The organism is Gordonia sp. N1V (assembly GCF_029269935.1).
In the GTDB taxonomy this organism is placed as follows: Bacteria; Actinomycetota; Actinomycetes; order Mycobacteriales; family Mycobacteriaceae; genus Gordonia; species Gordonia polyisoprenivorans.
This window is the reverse complement of sequence record NZ_JARJDD010000020.1, coordinates 24,043-46,441: the sequence shown is the minus strand read 5'-3', so window position 1 is coordinate 46,441 and position 22,399 is coordinate 24,043. Positions and strand designations below refer to the sequence as shown.

The 22,399-nt window shown below is 66.9% G+C and carries 23 protein-coding genes and 1 other RNA gene; 20 read left to right on the top strand and 4 right to left on the bottom strand.

Annotated features, from left to right (window positions below; genetic code table 11):
- Positions 1-21: 21 nt before the first annotated feature.
- Both P3L18_RS21715 and P3L18_RS21710 read left to right on the top strand, forming a co-directional pair.
- Positions 22-681, top strand: coding sequence for an MBL fold metallo-hydrolase (locus tag P3L18_RS21715; RefSeq protein ID WP_079930508.1), 660 nt, complete (start codon positions 22-24; stop codon positions 679-681).
- A 503-nt stretch (positions 682-1,184) separates the two neighbouring features.
- The gene (locus P3L18_RS21710; RefSeq protein ID WP_276115221.1) at positions 1,185-2,852 is read left to right on the top strand and encodes an HNH endonuclease signature motif containing protein; all 1,668 of its coding nucleotides are present in this window, start codon (positions 1,185-1,187) and stop codon (positions 2,850-2,852) included.
- Between the two features lie 473 nt (positions 2,853-3,325).
- Here P3L18_RS21710 and P3L18_RS21705 read toward each other — a convergent pair whose 3' ends face one another.
- On the bottom strand, positions 3,326-3,724 hold the full coding sequence (locus tag P3L18_RS21705) for a VOC family protein (protein ID WP_006372879.1): 399 nt from the start codon (positions 3,722-3,724) through the stop codon (positions 3,326-3,328).
- A 122-nt stretch (positions 3,725-3,846) separates the two neighbouring features.
- Positions 3,847-4,650: a histidinol-phosphatase gene (hisN, locus tag P3L18_RS21700; protein ID WP_276115196.1), complete on the bottom strand. Its 804-nt coding sequence runs from the start codon at positions 4,648-4,650 to the stop codon at positions 3,847-3,849.
- A gap of 45 nt (positions 4,651-4,695) precedes the next feature.
- Here hisN and P3L18_RS21695 point away from each other — a divergent pair, with 45 nt between their 5' ends.
- The 9 genes from P3L18_RS21695 to ssrA all read left to right on the top strand — a co-directional run bounded on the left by P3L18_RS21695 (position 4,696) and on the right by ssrA (position 12,052).
- On the top strand, positions 4,696-5,094 hold the full coding sequence (locus P3L18_RS21695; protein ID WP_208791983.1) for a hypothetical protein: 399 nt from the start codon (positions 4,696-4,698) through the stop codon (positions 5,092-5,094).
- Positions 5,095-5,125: 31 nt separating this feature from the next.
- Positions 5,126-6,241, top strand: coding sequence for a peptide chain release factor 2 (gene prfB, locus P3L18_RS21690; RefSeq protein WP_014360767.1), 1,116 nt, complete (start codon positions 5,126-5,128; stop codon positions 6,239-6,241).
- Entirely contained in the window at positions 6,228-7,238 is a 1,011-nt protein-coding gene (locus P3L18_RS21685; RefSeq protein ID WP_276115195.1) for a mechanosensitive ion channel family protein, read from the top strand. Before prfB ends, P3L18_RS21685 begins: the two co-directional genes overlap by 14 nt.
- Positions 7,238-7,954 carry a hypothetical protein gene (locus P3L18_RS21680; protein WP_265076735.1) on the top strand — a complete coding sequence of 239 codons (717 nt, stop codon included), beginning with the start codon at positions 7,238-7,240 and terminating at the stop codon, positions 7,952-7,954. The genes P3L18_RS21685 and P3L18_RS21680 overlap by 1 nt, the downstream gene beginning before the upstream one ends.
- A gap of 91 nt (positions 7,955-8,045) precedes the next feature.
- Complete coding sequence (gene ftsE / locus P3L18_RS21675; RefSeq protein WP_006372873.1) at positions 8,046-8,732, top strand: cell division ATP-binding protein FtsE; 687 nt, start codon at positions 8,046-8,048, stop codon at positions 8,730-8,732.
- A 95-nt stretch (positions 8,733-8,827) separates the two neighbouring features.
- Positions 8,828-9,742: a permease-like cell division protein FtsX gene (gene ftsX / locus P3L18_RS21670; RefSeq protein ID WP_006372872.1), complete on the top strand. Its 915-nt coding sequence runs from the start codon at positions 8,828-8,830 to the stop codon at positions 9,740-9,742.
- Positions 9,743-9,761: 19 nt separating this feature from the next.
- A complete protein-coding gene (smpB, locus tag P3L18_RS21665; RefSeq protein ID WP_006372871.1) occupies positions 9,762-10,235 on the top strand; it encodes an SsrA-binding protein SmpB in 474 nt (157 codons plus the stop codon).
- 37 nt (positions 10,236-10,272) lie between these two features.
- Positions 10,273-11,550 carry a glycoside hydrolase family 27 protein gene (locus tag P3L18_RS21660; protein WP_276115194.1) on the top strand — a complete coding sequence of 426 codons (1,278 nt, stop codon included), beginning with the start codon at positions 10,273-10,275 and terminating at the stop codon, positions 11,548-11,550.
- Between the two features lie 127 nt (positions 11,551-11,677).
- Positions 11,678-12,052, top strand: a transfer-messenger RNA (tmRNA) gene (ssrA, locus tag P3L18_RS21655).
- 68 nt (positions 12,053-12,120) lie between these two features.
- Here the strand turns inward: ssrA and eccA are convergent.
- Together eccA and P3L18_RS21645 are read right to left on the bottom strand one after the other, a co-directional pair.
- Entirely contained in the window at positions 12,121-13,980 is a 1,860-nt protein-coding gene (gene eccA, locus P3L18_RS21650; protein WP_276115193.1) for a type VII secretion AAA-ATPase EccA, read from the bottom strand.
- Positions 13,977-16,553 (bottom strand): AAA family ATPase, encoded by a 2,577-nt coding sequence (locus tag P3L18_RS21645; RefSeq protein WP_276115192.1) that lies wholly within the window; start codon positions 16,551-16,553, stop codon positions 13,977-13,979. Before P3L18_RS21645 ends, eccA begins: the two co-directional genes overlap by 4 nt.
- 115 nt (positions 16,554-16,668) lie before the next feature.
- On the opposite strand from P3L18_RS21645, the gene P3L18_RS21640 reads away from it, so the two are divergent.
- From P3L18_RS21640 to P3L18_RS21600, 9 genes are all read left to right on the top strand, one after another.
- Positions 16,669-17,007 (top strand): DUF2694 family protein, encoded by a 339-nt coding sequence (locus tag P3L18_RS21640; protein WP_079930498.1) that lies wholly within the window; start codon positions 16,669-16,671, stop codon positions 17,005-17,007.
- On the top strand, positions 17,004-17,420 hold the full coding sequence (locus P3L18_RS21635) for a YbaB/EbfC family nucleoid-associated protein (protein WP_079930497.1): 417 nt from the start codon (positions 17,004-17,006) through the stop codon (positions 17,418-17,420). Before P3L18_RS21640 ends, P3L18_RS21635 begins: the two co-directional genes overlap by 4 nt.
- A 166-nt stretch (positions 17,421-17,586) precedes the next feature.
- Positions 17,587-17,880 (top strand): hypothetical protein, encoded by a 294-nt coding sequence (locus P3L18_RS21630; RefSeq protein ID WP_006372865.1) that lies wholly within the window; start codon positions 17,587-17,589, stop codon positions 17,878-17,880.
- A gap of 4 nt (positions 17,881-17,884) precedes the next feature.
- A complete protein-coding gene (locus P3L18_RS21625; protein WP_276115190.1) occupies positions 17,885-19,288 on the top strand; it encodes a hypothetical protein in 1,404 nt (467 codons plus the stop codon).
- Positions 19,289-19,338: 50 nt separating this feature from the next.
- Positions 19,339-19,635 (top strand): PE family protein, encoded by a 297-nt coding sequence (locus P3L18_RS21620; protein ID WP_276115189.1) that lies wholly within the window; start codon positions 19,339-19,341, stop codon positions 19,633-19,635.
- A gap of 94 nt (positions 19,636-19,729) precedes the next feature.
- Positions 19,730-20,803 (top strand): PPE domain-containing protein, encoded by a 1,074-nt coding sequence (locus P3L18_RS21615; protein ID WP_079930494.1) that lies wholly within the window; start codon positions 19,730-19,732, stop codon positions 20,801-20,803.
- Positions 20,800-21,603 carry an ESX secretion-associated protein EspG gene (locus P3L18_RS21610; protein WP_253194029.1) on the top strand — a complete coding sequence of 268 codons (804 nt, stop codon included), beginning with the start codon at positions 20,800-20,802 and terminating at the stop codon, positions 21,601-21,603. Before P3L18_RS21615 ends, P3L18_RS21610 begins: the two co-directional genes overlap by 4 nt.
- 124 nt (positions 21,604-21,727) lie before the next feature.
- On the top strand, positions 21,728-21,997 hold the full coding sequence (locus tag P3L18_RS21605; protein WP_006372860.1) for a hypothetical protein: 270 nt from the start codon (positions 21,728-21,730) through the stop codon (positions 21,995-21,997).
- Positions 21,998-22,045: 48 nt separating this feature from the next.
- Entirely contained in the window at positions 22,046-22,336 is a 291-nt protein-coding gene (locus tag P3L18_RS21600; protein WP_006372859.1) for a hypothetical protein, read from the top strand.
- Positions 22,337-22,399: the final 63 nt, after the last annotated feature.

The window sequence follows — 22,399 nt, the reverse complement described above, 5'->3', positions numbered from 1 at the left end:
CGCCGGGAGCACAGTGGAGGCATGCAACTCACGCACTTCGGTCATTCGTGTCTGCTGGTCGAACTCGATGGGGCGAAGATCCTGTTCGATCCGGGAAACTTCTCCCACGGTTTCGAGGGCATCACCGGACTCGACGCGATCCTGATCACCCACCAACATCCCGATCACTGTGACCCCGCGCGGCTGCCGGATCTCATCGCGGCCAATCCGCAGGCCCTCCGATACGCCGATCCGCAGACCGCCCGGCAACTCAATGACGCCGACTCGTCGGGGGAGTGGACCCCGGCGCACCCCGGGCAGCAGGTGGACATCGGCGCGGTCACCGCCCGGATGACCGGCGGCCGGCATGCGGTGATCCATCCGGAGATCCCGGTCATCGACAACGTCGCCTACGTCCTCGACTCGTCGCAGGGCGCCGGGCGGTTCATGCACCCGGGCGACTCGTTCTACATTCCGTTCGAGAATGTCGACGTCCTCGCGCTGCCGTCGGCGGCGCCGTGGATGAAACTCAGTGAGTCCGTGGATTACCTGCGTGCCATGGCGCCACGCGTCGCGGTGCCCATCCATCAGGCCATCCTGTCCGACGCGGGGACCGGCATCCACTACTCACGATTGAGCGAGATGAAGGACGCGGCAACCGAATTCGCCGTACTCGATCAGGAGTCCGCGGCCGAGTTCTGAAAGATGTGCAGTTGACGGCACATCGTCGCGTTTCAGCCGGTCCCGCATGTCGGCGACCGACACCGCGGGGAAGTCGAGCCCCAAGGCGATCGTGGCGGCAAAGCGGGATGCACGGGCAACGCCCCGAGGGCGGCTGCAGCGCCGCTGCTGTAGCCTCCACCGAGAACGTAGCCGGAATCTGTTGCGCGAGAGGGTATTCGGTGCATCCCCGAGCGCATCCTCAACTGGCACAACCGGTGGGAGCCGGTCTGGATCGGTGGTCGAGGCGCTTCCCGATCGGTGGTCGAGGTGCGAGGCGCCCAAGGTCCTTCACCGATCGATGGTCGAGGTGCGAGGCGCCCCAGGCGCCGAGCCTCGAGACCGAGCCGAACCGACGCTGGAACCCAACCGAGACTCACCCGAAAAAACTTTCGACAACCCCTTGCCAACCCGACAAACCCGGCATACACTCGAACACAACATCACGCAAACACGTGTTCGCTATCACTGGGGGGTGAGAAATGATGGTCGACACCGCGTTCCCCGACGTGTCGGGGTTGTCGACCGCCCAGAAACTCGCCCTCGCCCACCGTGTGGTCGATTCGCTGGCCACCGATGATTTGACCGGCCTGTCCAACGACGACCTGGTCGCGGTCGCCCAGTCCACCGAACAGTTGATCACCCGGGTCACCGTTCAGGGGGATCGGCAGATTGTGGAATTCTCCGACCGCCATCTGGCCCGCGAGTACGGGTTCGGGTCGATCACCGACGCCATGATCGGCCTGTTGCGGATCTCGGAACCGTGGCGGCGGTGGAAGCAACTGAAAGCGACCGCCACGTTCCACACCTTCACCGGTGAGGTCGCCGCCCCCAAATATCCGGCACTGGCCGAGGCGATGGCGTCCGGTGCGGCCGGCTCGTCGCATGCGGCGGTGGTGATCGACGTGTTGGACCGCATTCCCGCGGCAGTGCCGTTCGACGAGAAAATGTCGGCCGACGCCACGATGGCCGGGTTCGCCCGCACCCACACCCCGTCTGATTTGCGGATTTTGGGGGCACGGGTGTTGGCGCACCTCGACCCCGACGGCCACCTGACCGACGATTCGGATCGGCAACGCCGCCGCCAGATCCGCATCGGCCGGCAAGACGCGCAGAAAATGAGCGGGTTGTCGGGGCAGATGACCCCGACCTTGACCGCGCACCTCGAAGCGGTACTCGCCGCGTGGGCGGCCCCCGGAATGAACAACCCCGCCGATCCGGAGTCCCCCACCGGGAGTCGCGAGGACGCTGATCCCGAACAGGTGGCGGCCGCGGCAGCCCGCGATCACCGCGATCAGGTCCAACGCAACCATGACGCGTTGGAGGCGGTCCTGCGCGCCGGACTGGATGTCGGTCTCGGCCCGCAGTCGCATCGCGGGCTGCCACCGCATCTGATCATCAAAGCGTCGCTGTCGGAGTTGATTGCGCAGACCGGGATGGGCGTCACGGCGACCGGCACCCTGCTCCCGATCCGGGATGTGATCGCGTTGGCAGCTCAGTGCCAGCCGTGGCTGGCGGTATTCGACGACCACACCAGTCTTCCCCTGTATTTGGGGCGGGCGCGGTTGGCGAGTCAAGGCCAGCGGATCGCGTTGTTCGCCAAAGACGGTGGCGAGTACTGCTCGTTTCCCGGGTGCACTCAACCTGCCGCGCACGTCGAAATTCATCACGCCACCAAAGATCATGCGAAAGGTGGGCTCACCAACATCGGTGACCTCGCCCCCGCGTGTGGGAAACACAACCGGATGGTCGGTGACAAACCCGGACAATTCACGACCGGGATTTATCGGGACGGGCCGTGGGCCGGACGGTGCTGGTGGCGCAAAAACACCCCGGTCGGGGCGGCTGAACCGAACCCGAAACGCACCAACGCGCTACCGGATGTCGGGGCCACCTACACCGCGGCACTCGCGCGTTTCCGCGCGGAGTTGCATCCACCACCCGACCCACCATCAAGTAGGGCCGCTGCCGATACCGATCTCGCCACACGCGACGACCGGGACTCGATGCTGCCCACCAACCGAATCCGACGCAGCCGAGTCCCGATCGGACACGGCTACTACGACCTCGTCGAAATCCTCCACCCTGACCCTGGCCCGAATTCGCCGGTCGACACCCGACTCGCCCAACTCCTCGGCGACCACGGACTCTAGACCGTCGCATTGTTCGGTCCGGGTCGGAAACCAGCAGCGGTGCAACAGGTCTCGAGGCTCGTCGCTAACGCTCCTCGACACCTCGACCACCGGAAGAAACGCTCGTCGCTAACGCTCCTCGGCACCTCGACCATCGGGAGAAAGGGAACGCCACTAACGCTCCTTGGCACCTCGACCATTGGGACGAAAGAGCTCCTCCGCAAATCCATCGCAGAGGAATTGGGAGACACGCTCTGCGGGGTGGGTACCGCTGACCGGTGTTCGGCACGGAACGCCGACAGCCCGCCCGTCCACAGTGATCCTCGGTGTGCACGGCGTCATTAGCATCTGTGTTCACTCGATCATTCACGGGCCGTTAGAGTTTCGACGGTGCTGCGACGGCGCACGCCATTCCGCGGCGACGATCGCCCGGTATAGCCCGAAACGGCCGGCCCGGCTTCGTCACCGAACTCGACCGGGCCGACCAACGCGATCTACGCCGGCGGGGCGAAGAACTCCAGAGCGATGTTGTCGGGGTCGCGGAAGGAGATGCCCGACCCGTACGCCGCGTGCTTGATGCCGCCGTGGGCGATGCCGAGCTCGTCGAGCCGGGTGCGCCACCGCTCGAGGTCGTCCTGTCCGACCGCGAACGCTACGTGGTCGAGTCCGGTGCGCTTCTCGCTGAACACCTCCGACGGCGTCGAGTCGGTGTGGGTGTGCAGACCGAACAGCGTGCCGCCGTCGAGGGCGTACACGGCGTGGTGGAACGCGCCGGACTCCTCGTCCTCCTCGAGGACGGGCTCGGCGCCGAACAGGCGGCTGTACCAGGACCGGCTGATCTCGAGGTCGGCGACGGTGATCGCAACGTGGGTGAGGGCGGGGAAGCCGGGCATGGAGAACTCCTGACGTCGGTGCGGGTCTCCTGTCGACGCTAGGTCGAACAGAGGAGTCCCCGAAGCACTTTCGTCGGCAACTCGTCGACTGGACAGGTGCGTCCGACCCGCCCGGGTCCGGCTCAGTCCGCGGCGAGCGCGGTGAGTACCGCGTCGTGCAGCAGTCCGTTGCTGGCCACCGCGTTGCCACCCCGGGGGCCGGGCGTCCCGTCGAGCGCGGTGAAGCGTCCACCGGCCTCTCGGACGAGGATGTCGAGGGCCGCGAGATCCCACAGTGAGACCTCGGGCTCGGCGGTGATGTCGACAGCACCTTCGGCGACGAGACAGTAGTTGTAGAAGTCGCCGTATCCGCGCACCCGCCACACCTCGTCGGTGAGTGCGATGAACTTGTCGCGGATGCCTGCCTGCGCCCACCCGGACAGACTGGAGAACGCCAGGCTCGCCGAGGCCACGTCGGCGACGCCCGACACCGACAACGACCGGGTGCGGCCGTCGAACTCCGCGAACGCGCCCTGGCCCTGCGCTGCCCACCAACGCCGACGCAGCGCGGGCGCCGAGACTACACCGACCGTCGGAACGCCGTCGACGAGCAGCGCGATCAACGTTGCCCACACCGGAACACCGCGCACGAAGTTCTTGGTCCCGTCGATCGGGTCGATCACCCACTGGCGTCCCGATCTCGTCGCCTCGCCACCGAACTCCTCGCCGAGTACGACGTCGTCGGGACGCCGGCGCGACAGGTGCTCGCGGATCATCTCCTCGCAGGCCAGATCGGCGTCGGAGACCGGTGTGAGGTCGGGTTTCTGCGACACCTGTAGGTCCAGCGCCCCGAAACGCGCCATGGTGAGATCGTCGGCGGCGATCGCCAGCGATAGCGCGATACCGAGGTCGGAATCGTCGTATTCGGGAACGGGGTGGGAGGTCACGCGCGAAAGCCTAACGCGGAGGCCGGGCCCGGTAGGGTGGCCGTCATGTGGATCACCGTCACGATCGCCATCCTCCTGGCGGTCATGGCCGTCGCGATGATCATGCAGATGCGTGGCCGCCGGGTCGGCGGCATCGGAGGCAGCGCCCGCGGCGGTACCGGCCTGGTGCAGGGAACGATGACCCTCACCGGGGTCAGCGAGCGTCCCGAGGCTGACAGCAAGGGCGAGGCGTTCTGCACCGTGTCGGGCACCATTGTCGGTCCGGGCACCCGACCGGCCGAGGTCTACGGGACGATGGTGCTCGAACAAGGCCAACCGTGGCCGCAGATCGGCTCCGAACACCCGGTGGTCTACAAGCCGGGCAAGGCCGAGACCAGTTGGCATTTCGGTGAACTCCCGCCGCAGCCGCAGGTCCCGGGGGAGATGCCGCCGCCGACGTCCTGACGGCGCGTCCCAGCCGGTACCCTGAATAACCGTGCATCCCGACGTGACCGCAGATCTCGAATCCCTCGACACCACCCTCACCACCGTGGAGAAGGTGCTCGACGTCGACGAATTGCGCCGTCGGATCGAAGAGCTCGAGATGCAGGCTTCCGACCCCGAGTTGTGGAACGACCAGGAGCACGCGCAGAAGGTCACCAGCGAGCTCTCCCACGCCCAGTCGGAGTTGCGACGGGTCACCGAATTGCGTCAACGGCTCGAGGACATGCCGGTGCTCTACGAGCTCGCCGAGTCCGAGGAGGGTGAGGAACGGACCAGCGCGCTGGCCGACGCCGACGCCGAACGGGCCTCGCTACGGACCGACATCGCCGCGATGGAGGTCAAGACCATGCTCGCCGGCGAGTACGACGCGCGTGACGCACTGGTCAACATCCGATCCGGTGCCGGTGGCGTCGACGCCGCGGACTGGGCCCAGATGTTGATGCGGATGTATGTGCGGTGGGCCGAGCAGCACGGCTACGGCGTCGAGGTCTATGACACGTCTTACGCCGAGGAAGCGGGCCTGAAGTCGGCGACCTTCGCCGTCAAGGCCCCCTACATGTACGGCACCCTCTCGGTCGAGCAGGGCACCCATCGACTCGTCCGGATCAGCCCGTTCGACAACCAGGGCCGCAGGCAGACCTCCTTCGCCGAGGTCGAGGTGCTGCCCGTGGTGGAGACCACCGACCACATCGACATCGACGAGAACGAACTGAAGGTCGACGTCTACCGATCCTCGGGCCCCGGCGGCCAGTCGGTCAACACCACCGACTCCGCGGTGCGTCTGACGCACCTGCCCACGGGCATCGTCGTCACCTGCCAGAACGAGAAGAGTCAGTTGCAGAACAAGGCGTCGGCGATGCGGGTGCTGCAGGCCAAACTCCTCGAACGCAAGCGTCAGGAGGAGCGCGCCGAACTCGACGCGCTCAAGGGCGACGGCGGATCGAGCTGGGGCAACCAGATGCGTTCCTACGTCCTGCACCCGTACCAGATGGTGAAGGACCTGCGGACCAACGTCGAGAGCAACAACCCGACTGCCATCCTCGACGGCGACATCGACCAGTTCATCGAGGCGGGCATCCGCTGGCGAATGGCCGATGTCGAGGCCTGAGTTGCTCGCGGCGGCGAGTCCGCATCACGTCCTTGCTGCGACCAGTCCGCAGAACGCGACCGAGCAGCTCATCGGGTCCATCTACGTCTGGCTGGTCACCAACGGGCTGCAGATGGTCACGTGGGTCCTCGGCGGACTCATCGTCATCCGTCTCATCCGATGGTCGGCGGCCAAGTACGCCGCGCGCGTCGACAGCAGCTTCCACAACAGCGACCTGATCGTCCAGACCGAGGACACCAAACATCGTCGGGCCCTGGTCGACGTGGTCGCGTGGGTGCTGATCGTCGTGGTCATAGCGATTGTGCTGATCCGCTTCCTGGTGATCCTCAACGTGCCCATCACCGGCCTGACCGGCCCGGGTGCAGTGATCGGTGCAGCCCTCGGCTTCGGTGCGCAGCGCGTGGTGCAGGACATCCTGGCAGGGTTCTTCGTGGTCGCCGAGAAGCAATACGGGTACGGCGACGTGGTGAGTCTGATGGTCACCGGCGGCCAGAACGCCGACGGCACCGTCGAGGACGTCACCCTGCGCGTGACCAAACTGCGCACCAGCGAGGGCGAGGTCATCACCGTGCCCAACGGCCAGATCATCAAGGCCACCAACCTGTCCAAGGACTGGGCGCGGGCGGTGGTGGACGTCCCGGTGCCGGCCAAGGCCGACATCGGACTCGTCAACGAAACCCTCGACCGGGTGGGCCGCGAGTTCTACGCGACCGCGCGTTGGCACGACCTGCTCCTCGACACACCGTCGTCACTCGGGGTCACCGACCTCGAACTGGACGCGATCACCGTCCGCATCGTCGCGCGGACGCTGCCCGGCAAACAGTTCGAGGTGAGCCGGGCGCTGCGCGTGTCGATCGTGCGCGCTCTCGCCGCCGAGGGCATCACCGTCGCCGCCGGGCACGACGCCCAGTCCGGTGCCGCCCCGCCGGCGACACTCGCCGACACCGTGAGCGTGCCCGGCACCGACGGCCGTACCGACCGGGACGGGGGAGCCTGATGGCCGATCGAGAACTGCCCGGTGACAAGACGCCCGAGAACACGCCACCAGGTAAGACGCCTGGTGACTCGACGCCCGCCCGTGAGGGCGAGCCCCGCCACCTGTTGCCGGACGACGCCGCGCGGCCCGCGGTGACGCCCGCCACGACACCACCGCCCGCCACGACACCACCCGCTACGCCGGCTGCGACCAGGCGCACCCATGCCCCCGTCGACCCCATCGTCGACACCGACCAGATCCCGATCGTCACCGACGACGACGCCGAGTCCGACACCGGTGCCCGCCCGGTCACCGATCCCACGCCCGCGACGTCGCATCGCCGTGGCTGGCGCGACCGGAACTGGAAGCACATCAAGGGCACCCGCGTGCGCTCCGGCACGGCGATCCTGGTGGTCCTGTTCGTGGCGTGCTGGGTGATGTACGGGTACACCTCGCAGCGCTACGCCCCGCCGGAGCAGCCGTCCACCGGCCGGCAGGTGGTGCGCACGAGCGAGCCGACCTATCGGGAACCGACGACCAGCTATTCGTCGACGACCTCGTCGTCGGTGTCGTCGTCGGACTCGGGCGAGTCGTCGGTGCAGTCCGGCGCGCCCGGTGCGCCCGGTGCCGGGGAGGAGTCGTCGACGGGACAGTCCTCGGCGCCGAGCGGTGGTCTCATCCCCGGCTTCCGGCTGCCCTGGGAGACGACGACCACCACCTCCGTGCCGACGCGCTGAGACGTGCGACCGACCGGCGCGGGAGCGAGGTCAACGCGCCGCACGTCCGCCTGAACGGGACTCTCAGGCGTCGTCGTTACACTGGCTCCCTGTGATCACGCTGGACAACGTCACGATGAAGTACAAGGCCTCCTCGCGGCCGGCTCTGTCCGAGCTGTCCCTCGAGGTCGAGAAGGGCGAGTTCGCGTTCCTCATCGGGCCCTCCGGATCGGGGAAGTCGACCTTCTTCCGCTTGTTGCTCAAAGAGGACAAGCCGACCTCCGGGCAGGTCTACGTCGGCGACTTCCACGTCAACACCCTCAAGGGCCGTCTGGTACCCAAACTGCGTCAGTCGATCGGCTGCGTCTTCCAGGATTTCCGGCTGCTGCAACAGAAGTCGGTCGCCGACAACGTCGCCTTCGCCTTGGAGGTGATCGGCAAACCGCCGTCGATGATCCGCAAGGTGGTGCCCGAGGTCCTCGACTACGTGGGTCTGGAAGGCAAGCTCGACCGCATGCCCTACGAGCTGTCGGGCGGTGAGATGCAGCGTGTGGCGATCGCCCGCGCGATCGCCAACCGGCCGCTGGTGCTGCTGGCCGACGAGCCCACCGGAAACCTCGACCCGGAGACCAGCGAGGAGATCGTCGACGTCCTCGATCGGGTGAACCGGCGCGGCACGACGGTGGTGATGGCCACCCATGACCGGCACATCGTCGACGCGATGCGCCGTCGGGTCCTCGAATTCGACAACGGGCGGCTGGTCCGCAACGACGAGCAAGGCGTCTACGGCATCGGCTGAGCGACAAGTGCCGATCTGGTTCGCGTGCACGCGATGCCGAGAACCGTCGGCGCATCCGCGCGAGCCCCCACGACCAGAAGGACATCCGAGCAGCCATGCGAGCTCAATTCATCTTCAGCGAGGTCTTCAACGGCTTCCGCCGCAACCTGACCATGACGGTCGCGATGATCATCACCACCGCGATCACCCTGGGCATGTTCGGCGGCGGGCTGTTGGTGATCCAGATGGCCGACAAGAGCCAGAAGATCTTCCTCGACCGGGTCGAGATGCAGTTCTTCCTCAACGAGGACGTCTCCAAGGCCGACGCCAACTGCCGCAACGCCCCGTGCACCACGCTGCGCGCCGACCTCGAGAAGCAGCCCGGCGTCGGATCGGTCACCTACGTCAGCCCCGAAGAGGGCTATCAGCAGGCCAAGGAGATGTTCGAGGAGACCTCGCCGGAGATCGCCGATCAGATCACCCAGGACACCTTCTCGCAGGCGTCGTTCAAGGTCCGGATGTCGGATCCAGATCGTTTCGACGACGTCTACAACGCCTTCTCGGGCCGCCAGGACCTCGGCGTCGAGGGCGCCCTGGATCAACGTGAACTCGTCAAACGGATCTTCGGGGTGCTCGACGGGGTGCGCAACGCCGCGTTCTCGGTGGCCGCGATCCTCGCGGTGGCCGCGATCCTGCTGATCGTCAACACGGTGCAGATCGCGGCGTTCACCCGGCGGACCGAGGTGTCGATCATGCGATTGGTCGGCGCGACCCGCTGGTACACCCAGCTGCCGTTCCTCCTCGAGGCGATGCTGGCCGCGTTCATCGGGTCGTTGCTCGCGATCGGTGGGTTGTTCCTGGCCAAACTCTTCTTCTTCGACAGAGCCCTGGCCGGTTTGTACGGGGTCAACATCGTGCCCCGGGTGACGATCGGCGACGTGTTGTTCGTCTCGCCGTGGCTCGTCATCGGCGGAATTGTGTTGGCAGCGGTGACCGGATATGTCACGCTGCGTGTCTACGTTCGCGAGTGAAGGAGGTGAGACGGCCGACATGGTCAAGGAGAAGGGGCGCAATCTGATCGCGTCCAATCGCAAAGCGCGACACAATTACACGATCCTCGACACCTACGAGGCTGGCATCGCCCTGCTCGGCACCGAGGTCAAGAGTCTGCGGGAGGGCAAGGCCTCCTTGGTCGACGCGTTCGCGACCATCGACGACGGTGAGGTCTGGCTGCGTGGACTGCACATCGCCGAATACGGCAGTGGGTCGTGGACCAATCACGCGCCGCGACGGAATCGCAAGCTGCTGATGCATCGTCGTGAGATCGACAACCTCGTCGGCAAGATCCGCGACGGTAACCTGACCCTGGTGCCGCTGTCGATGTACTTCAGCGACGGGCGGGCCAAGGTCGAACTCGCACTGGCCCGCGGTAAGCAGGCACACGACAAGCGCCAGGACATCGCGCGGCGCACCGCGCAACGCGAAGTCGCCCGCGAGATCGGCCGCCGCGTCAAGGGCATGTGATTGCGTGAGGCCGACCTCGACGCACTCGCGCCGGAGGATGTCGCACCGGTGGCCGCGCGCAGCTGTCGTGATCGTGACCCTGGTTGTGCTCGCGCTCGGTTGCACGCCCGAGGGAGACGACACCGTGCGCATCGGCGGTGACGGTCCGGCGATCGGTGGACTGCCGGCCACCCCGCCGATGGGGTGGAACAGTTGGAACAGCTTCGGCTGCACCATCACCGAGCAGATCGTGCGCGCGCAGGCCGACGCCCTGGTGTCCTCGGGCCTGGCGGCCAAGGGATATCGCTACGTCGTCGTCGACGACTGCTGGATGGCGCCCGACCGCAACGCCGGCGGGCAACTCGTCGCCGACCCCGTGCGCTTTCCATCCGGGATGGCCGCGCTCGCCGACTACGTGCACGCCCGCGGGTTGAAGTTCGGGATCTACGCCGGTGCACGGGAGAAGACGTGCGCGCAGTTCGGCGGAACCTATCCGGGTACCGCCGGCAGTGGGGGTCACGAGCTCACCGACGCGCGCACCTTCGCCTCCTGGGGTGCCGATTTCGTCAAATACGATTGGTGCTCCGGTGACTCGGCGCACGACGACCAGGTCGCCTCGTTCACCGCGATGCGTGACGCGATCCGATCCACCGGACGCCCCATGGTGTACAGCATCAACCCCAACAGCGGAATCGCCGGATCGGTGCCCGGAGCCCAATTCGATTGGGGCGGTGTGGCAACCATGACACGTGCCACCAACGACATCTCGCCGGTGTGGACCACTCGGCCGGCCGGTGCCGATGCGACACCGGCCTCGGGGTATCAGGGGGTCCGCGACATCATCGACGCCGTGGCCCCGATCGGCGCACGGGTTGCCGACGGCAGCTTCGTCGACATGGACATGCTCGTCGTCGGTGTCGGCAACGCGTTGACCCCGGCGATGGAGCGCACCCAGATGTCGATGTGGGCGATGATGGCCGCCCCGCTGATGGCCGGCAACGACCTCACCGCGATGAGCATCCGTACCCGCGACGTCCTCGCCAACGAGGCCATCATCGGCATCGATCAGGACGAGCGCGTGCGCGCCGGCGCCATGGTCGGCGACAACCCGGAGATATGGAGCCGCGCTCTGGGTTCCAAGGGCCTCGTCGTCTCGTTGACCAACCGTGCCGACCATCCCCGCACATTGACGGTGAGCTTGTCGAGCCTCGGTCTGAGCGGTGACTCGTCGGTGTCGGGGGTCGACGCATGGACCGGGCGCCGGTATCAGGCGGAGGGCGGCGAGTTGTCGGTGCCCGTGGGCGTCGACGACACCGCCGTGCTGTCGATCCAGTGACGGTTCCCGCGAGGACAGGATGCGGGCGAGTAACTGCCGGGCGGGCGCCGACGGAAATGGGAATGAACCACGCGCGTCGGGTTGTTACAATGAACTGCTCGCCGAGAAATCGGAGGGCACCTGTCTCGGGGCTGATCGGTTTCGACTCTGTACGCCGAGGCGGGGGAAGCGTGTCGGTGCAGGCCAGAGACCACCGTATAAGCGTCGCGGCAACCAATTAAGCGCCGATAAGAATCAGCGCGACTACGCCCTCGCTGCCTGACAGCGGGCCCGTAGTCTGTCGGCCCGGACTCTGCTCCCAAGTCCGGTGCCGGCATCATCTTTGGGAGCTCACCGTTCGCACCGGTCGCGGGTGCGAAGGGGACAACCAACAGCGACTGGGATCGTCATCTCGGCTTGTTCACGTGACCGGGAGATCCGAGTAGAGACCCAGTGAACTGCACACGGAGAAGCCCCGCCAACCCGACGGAGGACCCGGGTTCAATTCCCGGCAGCTCCACGGTCGACAGCGCCCCACCTGCTCGCAGGTGGGGCGCTGTCGTTTCTCGACGGTGTTGTCGCCGGGGCGGTTCAGACCTGGGAGCCGGTGTCGACGCGCCCCAGGCCCAAGTTCCCCAGGCCCAGGTTGCCCAACACGGTGTTGATGGCCGCACGCATGTCGGTGGCCTCCACCTGCATCAGGTGCTCGGCGTCGAGGTCGTCGAAGTCGATGCCGGGGTCCTCGGACAGTCGGTACTCGCGTTCTTCTTCGGCGGCTTCGACGATGTTGCGCACGAATCTGCCGTTGCCCGCCCGGTCGATGGTGCGGCGGGGTAGCCCACTCTGATCGACCGACTCCGAGTTGAACAGCGGCTCGCATGCGGCGATCAGATCGTCGAGTGCCTCGTCGGTGATGACCGAGTCCCGGTTCTTGGCGATGACCCGGGCGATCTGGCCGAGTTCGGACGGGGTGTAGGACGGGAAGCGGATTCGTTTGGCGAACCGCGATGCCAGGCCGTCGTTGGCTGCGAGAAAGCGATCGATCTCGCCGTCGTATCCGGCGATGATGACGACGAGGCGGTCCCTGTCGTTCTCCATCCGTGCCAGCAACGTGTCCACGGCCTCCCGGCCGAACGCGTCGCCGCCGGACAGCCCGCTCTGGATGAGGGTGTACGCCTCGTCGATGAACAGCACCCCGTCCATCGCGGTGTCGATCAGTGCCGACGTCTTCAGTGCCGTGCTGCCCAGATGCTGACCGACGAAGTCCTCCCGTTTGGCCTCGATGACCGTGGGCGTCTTGAGAATGCCGAGCCCACAATAGATCTTGGCGACCACACGTGCGATGGTCGTCTTGCCGGTGCCGGGTGGACCGGTGAACGCAAGGTGGTTGCTGCGCGAGGTGGTTGCCAGCCCCTTCTCGGCGCGAACCTTGGCGATCTTGGCAGACGACTGCAGCTTGGCGACCTGGATCTTGACCTCATCGAGCCCGATCTGGGCGGCGAGCTCCTCCTGGGCCTCGGCGAGAAGCTTCGCGCTGCGATCGGCCTGTTCGGCCGACACCCGTAGCTTCGGATCGGGGGCGGAGTTCGGATCCCAACGGTCCGTGCGGGACTCGATCGTCGCGCGGTCGGTGATCACCAGCCGGTACTTGGGGTCGTTGAGCGCAGCGGCATTGGCCTCGAAGTCGGGCTTCTCGGAGTAGATGCGTTCGAAGATGGCGCGGGCGTCCTCTTCGCGACCCATCTCGCGCAACGTCAATCCGCGGCAGAACTCGGCGTCGGTGACGGCGGCGGGGATCGGGCCCTCCGCAGCGGACTCCAGTCGGCGGATACCCTCGCCGAAGAGACCGAGCTGGGCGCAGGCAGAACCGACCATCAGATCGGCTCCGCACTTGATGTACTCGTCGCCGAACGAGGCCGACTTATCCAGGGCGGCAAGCACATCGGGCCATCGCTGGGTGGTGAAATGCAGGATGCCGCGCAGGTAGGCGCAGATCTCGTCGGAATACCGGTCGCGTTCGGGCATGTTCGGCCGATACCGGGCCAGGGTGTCCAGCGCGCCCTCGGCCTCGCCGTACTCGCCGTCGTCGATCAGCCCGGCGGCGTAGGCCAGCCAGATCTCGGTGAAACCCGCGAGCGGATAGTCGATGTAGAGCCCGGTCTGGAAGCGTCCGCCCAATTCCCGTGGTGCCAGACCGAGTCGGCGCTGCTCACGGAACAGCGTGGTGGTGGAGGTCCGATAGAGGTTGTAGCGCACCTCCGAGGTGACCTCGCCGCATGCGGCGCGCCCCAGCCATGCATCGCACATGTCGGGGTCCCGTTCGGTGGCGCGGGTGAAGGCCCGAAGGGCGTAGGTCACGTCCCGTTCGGTCTGCAGCCCGTCGATCGCTATCCCCAGGGACAGCACCCCGGCGTCGAAGACCCGCTGCGCATCGCGTGTGTTCTGGCTCATACTTCCATCCGTCGGTATCGGATCTCGGGGTGGCGACGCACCATCCCGAAGCTGTTGGACACATTTCCGGCCAGCTCGAGAAACGCCTGCTGAGTGGGTGCCCGCAGGTGTGTGAAGTCGATCGCCGCACCCTCGGCGAGGTGCTGGTCGAAGGGGATCAGGTGAATCGAATTGCAACGTGCGGCAAAGTGATCGACGATCTTGTCGACATTCACCTGGCCGGTTTGCGGGCGGGACGAGCTGAGGACGACGTGCGCCTCGTGCACCAGGCGCCCGTACCCGTGGGAATTGAGCCAGTCGAGGGTGGCCGAGGCACTGCGCGCGGCGTCCATCGCCGGGGTGGTCACGAGGACGATGGCGTGGGCGAGGTCGAGGACCCCACCCATCACCGAATGCATGATCCCGGTGCCGCAGTCGGTCAGGATGATGTTGTAGTAACGCTGCAGTGTGTCGATCGTGCGCCGGTAGTCGGCCTCGTCGTAGGCGGTGGCGGCAGCTGGGTCTTGTTCGGAGGCAAGGACTTCCAGGCGACTCGGAGAGGTGGAGGTGAGGTTGGACACCGCGGCGTAATGGTCGATGGGGCCCATGTTCAGCAGGTCGCGGACGTTGGCCGAGGTCCGGCCCGGAATCCGGTCGGCGAGAGTGCCGCGGTCGGGGTTGGCGTCCACCGCGATCACCCGATCTCCGCGCACCGCGGCCAACGCCGAGCCGAGCCCCACCGTGGTGGTGGTCTTGCCCACCCCACCTTTCATCGACAGCATGGCGATCCGGAAGTCGCCGTTGATCGGTCGCCGGATCTGATCGATCAGCTGCTGACGCCGCCGGGCCGCCCGTGACTCGCCGGGATTGACGTGCCCCGAGGACACCGTGAACACGGCGCGGCGCCAACCGGCCTGCGGGGCTTCGCTTCTGCGATCACGCTGGTGCGCCTCGTCCAACGACGGTACCGCGGCTGGCGGCCGCAACGGATTCGATGGATGCGCAGGTGCAGGCCCCGGGCCAAATGGTGGCGCAGGGGCATACGGTGAGGCCGGGGCATACTGGGGCGCCGGGTATTGCCCGGAAAAGTGTTGCGCGGGTGGCGGCGCGGGGGCCTGGTGAGCGGGTGGACGATGTCCGGGCCACGGCGATGGTGGTGGTTGGTGGGTGGGAGCAGGCGGCGAGGACGGTGCCTGCGGAATGGGCTCGGCGTGGCGCGGAAGAGGCGCGATGGGATCGGTGGTCGGCGGCGCGGGGTGCGGCGGCAGAGGTGGTTGTGATGCAGAGGGTTGTGGCGCAGCGGGATACGGCACCGGGGTGACCGGCATCTGCTCGGCCCGCGGTTCAACCGCGGGAGCACGTGGTGGCGCGGGTGGTGTCGGACGCTGGTCCACGGGCTCAGGGTTCGTCGGCCCACTGTTCGCAGGTCCGTACTCCATAGGCCCGTACTCCATGGGCACGTGCTGTATCGGCGCCTGTGCCGTGTGGCCCGGTGGTATCGAGCCGGGGGGTATCGAGCCCGGTGGTATCGAGCCCAAAGCTGTTGGGTCCGAAGGTGGTGCGGCCATTCCCATGGGGTCTTGCTGCCACGGCGGTCGTGCGGGCCGACGACGACGCCGCGGTTCGGGCGTCGGTGCAGGTACGGGCTGGGGCTGCAGGGGCGGTGACGTGATCGGATGACGCACCGTCATCGCATCGGCGACATGCGGATCGGTGGCATCTGCGTCGTCCGGCGAGGCGTCACCCCGCGTGTCCTCGGGTGGTGTCGGCAGCCCGGTGTCGATAGGGGTCGGGCTGCCGGCGGCGGGTATCTCGTCGTCCGTGAGATAGTTACTGCCTGTGGAGGTTTCGTCGTACGCGGAGACCTCGCCGTCTGTGATGTCGCTGTTCATGGGGATCGGCGGGTCGTCCACGCCGATCGGGACATCGTGTGACGGCTCGTCGATGGACTCGTCGGACAGCGTCGGGATGGTGAACTCCGGGTGGGGTTCCGGTTCCGGCTGGGTACGTCCGAGTCGTGAGAGGAGTTGTGCTGCACGGGTTTCGATCTCGTCGAGATCATCCGAGTCGGCCGCGGCGTCATCCGGGCCGTCCGCCGCATGACGCGGGCCGTCGGTTTGCGGATCATCGGTCTCGGCAGTTTCGCCGGCGGGCGAGGCCAACGGCATCCACATGGCGCCCAAGCCGAGGTCGTCTTCGGACGGCAGTGGGGCCTGGCGCGACGAGCTCTCGGAGGGTGCGGGTTCCTCGGTGACGGCGGTGCCACCCGGCCGGGCGCCGAACGCCGCCAACAGCGGGTTGTCCTCGTCGTCGACGTCGTCGGTAGAACCCGGACCCGCCGATGTCAGCGGGCTCGCGCCACCGAGAATCCCCGCGAAGGGATTGAAGTCGGCGCTGGTGGGGTCGTCTCGAGAACTGACGGCGCCGACCGTCGGACTCACGGTCTCGCCCGGCGTGGCGTCGGTCTCGGACGCGGCGTCGCTGGTGGCCGCTCTTGTGTGGGATCGCTTGTTGCCAAGGGTATTTGCGTCGTCGTCCGGGGAGCCCGACAGCCACGAAGGGGTCTGTGACTCCCCGTGATCGTCTGCAAACATCTGTACCCCGTTCGACGCATCGCACCTTCGGCGGCGCGTGTCCTGACCTCAGCCGACTGTATCGTGAGCCGTGCGCAAGGGTGTTGTTGCGTCATGTTAGTGAATGGGAGGATTGATGGCTCTGCCACCGCCGATGATGTCGGCAGCACAGTCCCGTTCGGGTGCCGTCGCGGTGCGGACAACCCAGGTGGGACTGCCGGTTGCACTCCGCATCGACCCGCGCAAGCTTCAGGGCGACCCCCAGGCGCTCGCCGACGAGATCCTGCGACTGAGCAGGCTTGCGGCGATGCGCGCGCAGGTCGAGATCCGGCGGCAACTCGTCGAGCAGGGCACTGATCCGCAGGTCATCCGGTATGCGCAACTGCCCACCGAGGACGATTTGCACGATTTCGAAGAACTCAACGAGCGTGCCCAGGACGAACAGTCCGGTGACGGATGGCTGAGGCCGGTATGAGAACGCTGGCGAATTCGGTGCTCGCGCGCATCGAGAAACAACGCGACCTGATGGAGTCGCTGCAGGCACAGACCGCCGGCATTCGCGTCAGGGTGTCGAGCCCGGACAAGGTCGTCACCGTCGAGGTCGACGGCGTCGGCGCGATGACGGGGCTGTGGCTGGGGCCCGGCATCACACGGCATACCGATTCGTCGCTTTCTGCGTTGATCGTCGAGACCGCACAGCACGCCGCGCGCGCCTCACTACACCGCCGCAACACCCTGATTCAAGAGTTCACCGATCAATTCGGCCGCCATCAGAACGAGCCACTCGAGCGGTGGGACGGGACAACGGCGACCCCTCGGCGACCTTTGTCGGAATTGCCCGATCCGCAACCGCGGACATCTCCGGAAAGCCTGCGCGACAAGGGCTGAGGACGCATCGTCGGCCACGAATACACCGTAGTATCCGACGCGGCGACGAGTCCGAGTCATTCATGGTGACGACATACCCGCGTTGAGGTTGCACGTGTGGTGATCCATTGATTGACTTGGTTCAAGTTGCTAACGATCGGTTTCACAGTGTGGGGGTCCACGAAACATGTCCAACGGAGTTCTGGCGGTGACGCCGGGGGTGATCGAGACCTTCGCGGCGGCCAATATGTCGGCGAGTGATCTGATCGCACTGGCCTCGAGTGCGGATGCCGAGGCCATGGTCGCGGCGGTCGCGCTGGCGGTGGGTCCGATCGGCGTCGAGTACCTCCTCGGCTATGCGCCCGCGCAGGCATCCAATCTGGCCGCCTCCTTCCTGGTGTCGGCGGGGCACGCAATGATGTCGGCGGGCGCCACGGGCGCGGCCGCCGGTACCTACTTCGCCGACGGCATGCAGGCCTGAGGGCGTGGCGAGTCCCACCGAGGCCGTCGCCGCTGCCGCGACGCAGATGCCGGGGTACGACCCCGGCCCGGTGATCGGTGCCATCGAAAGCCGCCTCGACGAGTACCTGAACACCCCGACCGGTGAGATCCTGAGTCGCCTGGGTCTGCCCGTGCCACCCGGAATCCCCACGCCCGGCCCGATTCCGGGGCTCCCGGCGTTGCCCGGTCTGCCCACAGGTGGTAACACCCTGGCATCGATCGACGGCGGTGCACTGATCCAGCCAGTGCTCGATGCGCTCGGCACGTTGGGTAGCGGGGTGTTCGAGGCTCTCGACCCGACCAAGATCTTCGAATCCATCACCAGCGCCTTCTCCTCGGTGGCGTCGTCACTGCCGACGGTGATCTCCGCGATGCAGCAGGGCTGGCAGGGCGAAGGCGCCGACGCGGCGGCGATGAAGACGGCCCAACTGGGCAAGGACGGCACCGAGGTTGGAGTCCAGTCCGGCAAGATCAAAGGCAACGTGGTGCAGGCCGGGGTGGACACCAAGACCACCGAAGCGCATCTGCTGGAGATCATCTCGCAGTTCGAGGCCACCATGGCCGTCGCGCTTCCGCAGATCGTCACACCGTGGGGACAGGCGATGGCCGTGGCGGCCGCCACCGACGCGATCACCCGTACCACCGCGGTCATGGGCGTCCACAAGGGACTGATGGCCGTCAACACCGCCGAAGTGGCCGCCGACGGTGCGCCGGTGTCGGTGACCAACGCCCCGCAGGTTCCCACCGAGATGCTCTCCTCGATGGTGCAGATGGGAACCGGGTTGATACAACCCGCATTTGGCGTCGTCGAGCAGGTGTTCTCCGCCGGGGAGAAGATCGTGCAGTCGTCGGTGCAGGCCGGGACCAAGATCGGCGAGGCGATCGACAAGGCCCAGCACAAGACGTCCACCGACACGGATACCAGTACGTCGACGACGGCAACCCCCGTCGGGCTCGGTGCCGGCGGTCCGGCCGGAATGGGTGGTGGCGGTGGTGGTTCGAAGCCCACAGGTGCCGGTGGCGGCGGGGGCGGAGGTGTCGGGGTTTCGCCGGTCTCCGCACCACCGAGCAGCCGAACCGCACCGTCGGGCACCCCGCCGACCGAGGAATCAACGAATTCGGGCCAACAGCGCACGGCCGCGGCGACCACCGCGTCGGCCACGACCACCGGCAACGGTGGTTACGCGCCGATGAGCGGAATGGGTTCGGCCGGAGCGGGAGCCGGGGCGGGCAAGGGTGCGGGCAGTGGCCACACCGCCGCCGACTTCCTGCACACCTCCGAATCCGGGAGCGAGATCGTCGGGGACTTCGCCGATGTGGCGCCGGCCGTGATCGGCGAAAAGGACGACGACACCGAGGCCCGCCCCGACATCGACCTGAGAATCTGACGTCTCGCGAGGCGCGATCTCACCAGAACACCCACAACACAGGAGGATTCATGACCGAACTGAGTGCAGACACCGCCAAGATCTCCGAGGTCGCCGGGCGACTGGGCAAACTCGCCGATCGACTGAATGGCGTGCTGAACACCGCTGATGCCTCACTGACGCCGCAGCCTGCGGGCAGTGACGAGGTGTCGGTACGCGCGGCGACCACCATGGGGCAGGTGCACCAGGCGTTCCGGAAGGCCGGCGACGGTGGTGTCGCCGAACTGCGAGAGATCTCTGACGCCGTCGCAACGGTGTCCTCCTCGCTTGCCGATACCGACACCGACCAGGGGTTCATCACCACCTGATCGCTCGTGTTGTGGACGAAAAGCCATCGGTCACAACACTGTTCATTCACTGTTCGCACATTGTTCATGGACCGACCGACGGGGAGGGGACGACGTGGGCTTCACGGGGGTTGTCTGGGCCTCGCGTGACCTGAGACGGCTGGCGCATGACCTCGTCAACGGTGCCGGTGCGGGTCCGATGGGGGAGGCGGGTGAGACCTGGTCACGGCTTGCCCGCGAGCTCGCCGACATCGCCAAGGACTACCGCGCGTTGCTCGCGAAGCTCGACGAGGCCTGGCGCTCGGAGCAATCGGAGGCCGTGCACGCCAAACTCGAGGAGTTCGCCCACTGGCTCGACACCGTCGCGCTCGACGCCGCTGCCAACGCGCGGCGTGCCGAATCCGCCGCGGTGGCGCACGGCGTGGCGGTGCTGGCCATGCCCACGGTGCCCGAAGCGGTGAAACTGCAGGAGGCCTTCGCGATCGGGAGTTCCCTGCAGGGCTACCCGAACGGGCTCGTGGTCGGTGCACTCGGAGCCGGGGACGCCGCGGTGCAGGCGGCCACCGCGAACGCGGTCGCGATCATGAACAGCTACGAGCACACCGTCACCCCGCTGGCTGCGCCGTGGGACACCCAGGCCACACCGAATATCGCAAAGTCCGCCGCCGAGCGAGCCGCCGGAGACGGTGACACCACCCAGGGCACGGGTGCCGGCGCCCCGGCCGGTGGTGCGGGTGGCGTCGGGGCCGGTGGCGGGATGCCCGCGATGCCCTTGGGCGCCTTCGGCACGCCGACGATCAATTCCGATACCTCGCAACGTGGTTCGCGGGTTGTCGCCGCGTCTGCAACCTCGGCGGGCGCCACGACATCCGGGCCGATGGGACCCATGGGGGCGATGGGTCGCGCCGGCGGGGACGACAAGGAGTTCGACTCCGCCCGACCTGCGGCCTCGCTCTCCGATGCCGGCGAGTCGCGGTCCGCGAGCTGGTCGCCGGTCGTGGCGTCGAGCGCGGGCGGATTCTCGGTCGACAGTGTCAGCTGGGGTCCGGACGCCTCGACCTTCGGAGGTACGGCGGCACCGCCGATCGCGGACGACGAGGTCGACATCGACGGCAGCCGGCTCGAACAGGCCTCGTCCAACGATTGGGTGTCGCCGTCGGTCATCGGTGAACGGGGAGGACGCGGATGAGTATGGCAACCCTCGACGTCGATGACGCGCTGAGCGTCGACGAGATCCTCACCTTGGCCGATCGGCTCGGCGTCGACACACTGCCGGATACGCTGGCGCTGTGGCCGACCCAACCGACGGTGGGCGAGCTGCAACGTGTCCGGGATCGGTGCGTCGGGCAGTTGTCGGATCGAGAGCTCATCGTCGACGGCGAGATCGATCCCGACCTCGCCCACGTCCTGACCACGATGCGCCGCCCCGAGCGGGAACTCTCGATCCGGATCATCACCTCCGACGGGTTGCTCCGCGCATCGGTGCTGCGAGTCAAGCGATCTCACGTGGTCGCCACCCGCCGCGGCGACACCGTCCGCGTGCGCGGTTTCGAGGCCGAGGGCAGCGAGCGGGTGGTCGCCGAGGTCGCCCGATTGTTGCCGAAGGCGATCGACGTCGACTGCGGCTCGGTGAGCGCACCGTCGGTCGACGTCGCCGAGCACCTCGCCGGCCTGCGCGCCGCGACTCCGATCGCCGACGAACTACACGCGCTCGGCGCCGATTCGCGGACCGCGCTCGTGCTCGGCGCCGTGCTCGCCGATTACCGTGCGGCCGTGGAGATGCGGGTTGCCGCACTCGATCCGCACGTCGACCGCAGCATCGTCGCCGGCGGCGCCCTCGCGGTGTTCTACGCGGCGCGCGGGTGTGTGCTGAGTGCGCCGAGCACCTCACCGGACGGGCAACTGTGGTGCAGTCTCAAAGGTGGTTCCGACCACCGGATCGCACAGGCGGTTGCGCAGTTGATGTCCCTGCTGCCGGAAGGGTGGTGAGGGACGACCAGCCGAACAGTCACTGATGTCGGGAGTCGGGACACCGACGTCACGACAACGAAGACCACAACAGGGGGTGGCCCGACCGGGCACCCATCGACGTACACCATCGAAGGGAAATGACATGGGACTCAAGATCTCTCCGCAAGAGGCCAAGGCCAAGCTGTCCGACATCAAGGACAAGCGCGATCATGCCAAGCAACTTCTGCAGAAGTTTCAGGACGCCGACGTCGAGATGACCGGCGGTGCATGGCAGGGCGATGCCTCGCACGTGCATCTCCAGAAGACCCACGCCAATCAAGAAGAGTTCGGCCAGATCATCGCGCTGCTCGACCGCACCGTCGATGCCGCAGAGACCGGTATCAACAACGCGGTTGCCGGCGACTCGCACTGACCCGCAGCCGTATTCCCATTCGCAGGCACCCACGACCAGGAGACCATCATGGCACAACAGATCACCTACAATCACGGCTCGATTGACACCACGCTCGGCGATCAGGCGTCATACCTGAAGGCGGCCAACGAAGTTCGTGACGACATCAATGCGGTGTTCAACTCGCTCCTCGAGATCTACGAAGGCGAGGCGGCCACCACGCTGCAGCACGTCAAGTCGCAGATCGACCAGCAGCTCATCGACGCGTTCAACAACATGAACGACTCGACCAAGCATGCGGGTGAGCAGAACCAGATGATGCAGGCGCTCGACGCGAAGAACGCCTCGCTGTTCAGCTGAGACCCACACATCGACGAATCAGGGCGTCCGACACCACGGTGTCGGACGCCCGTGTCGGCGGTG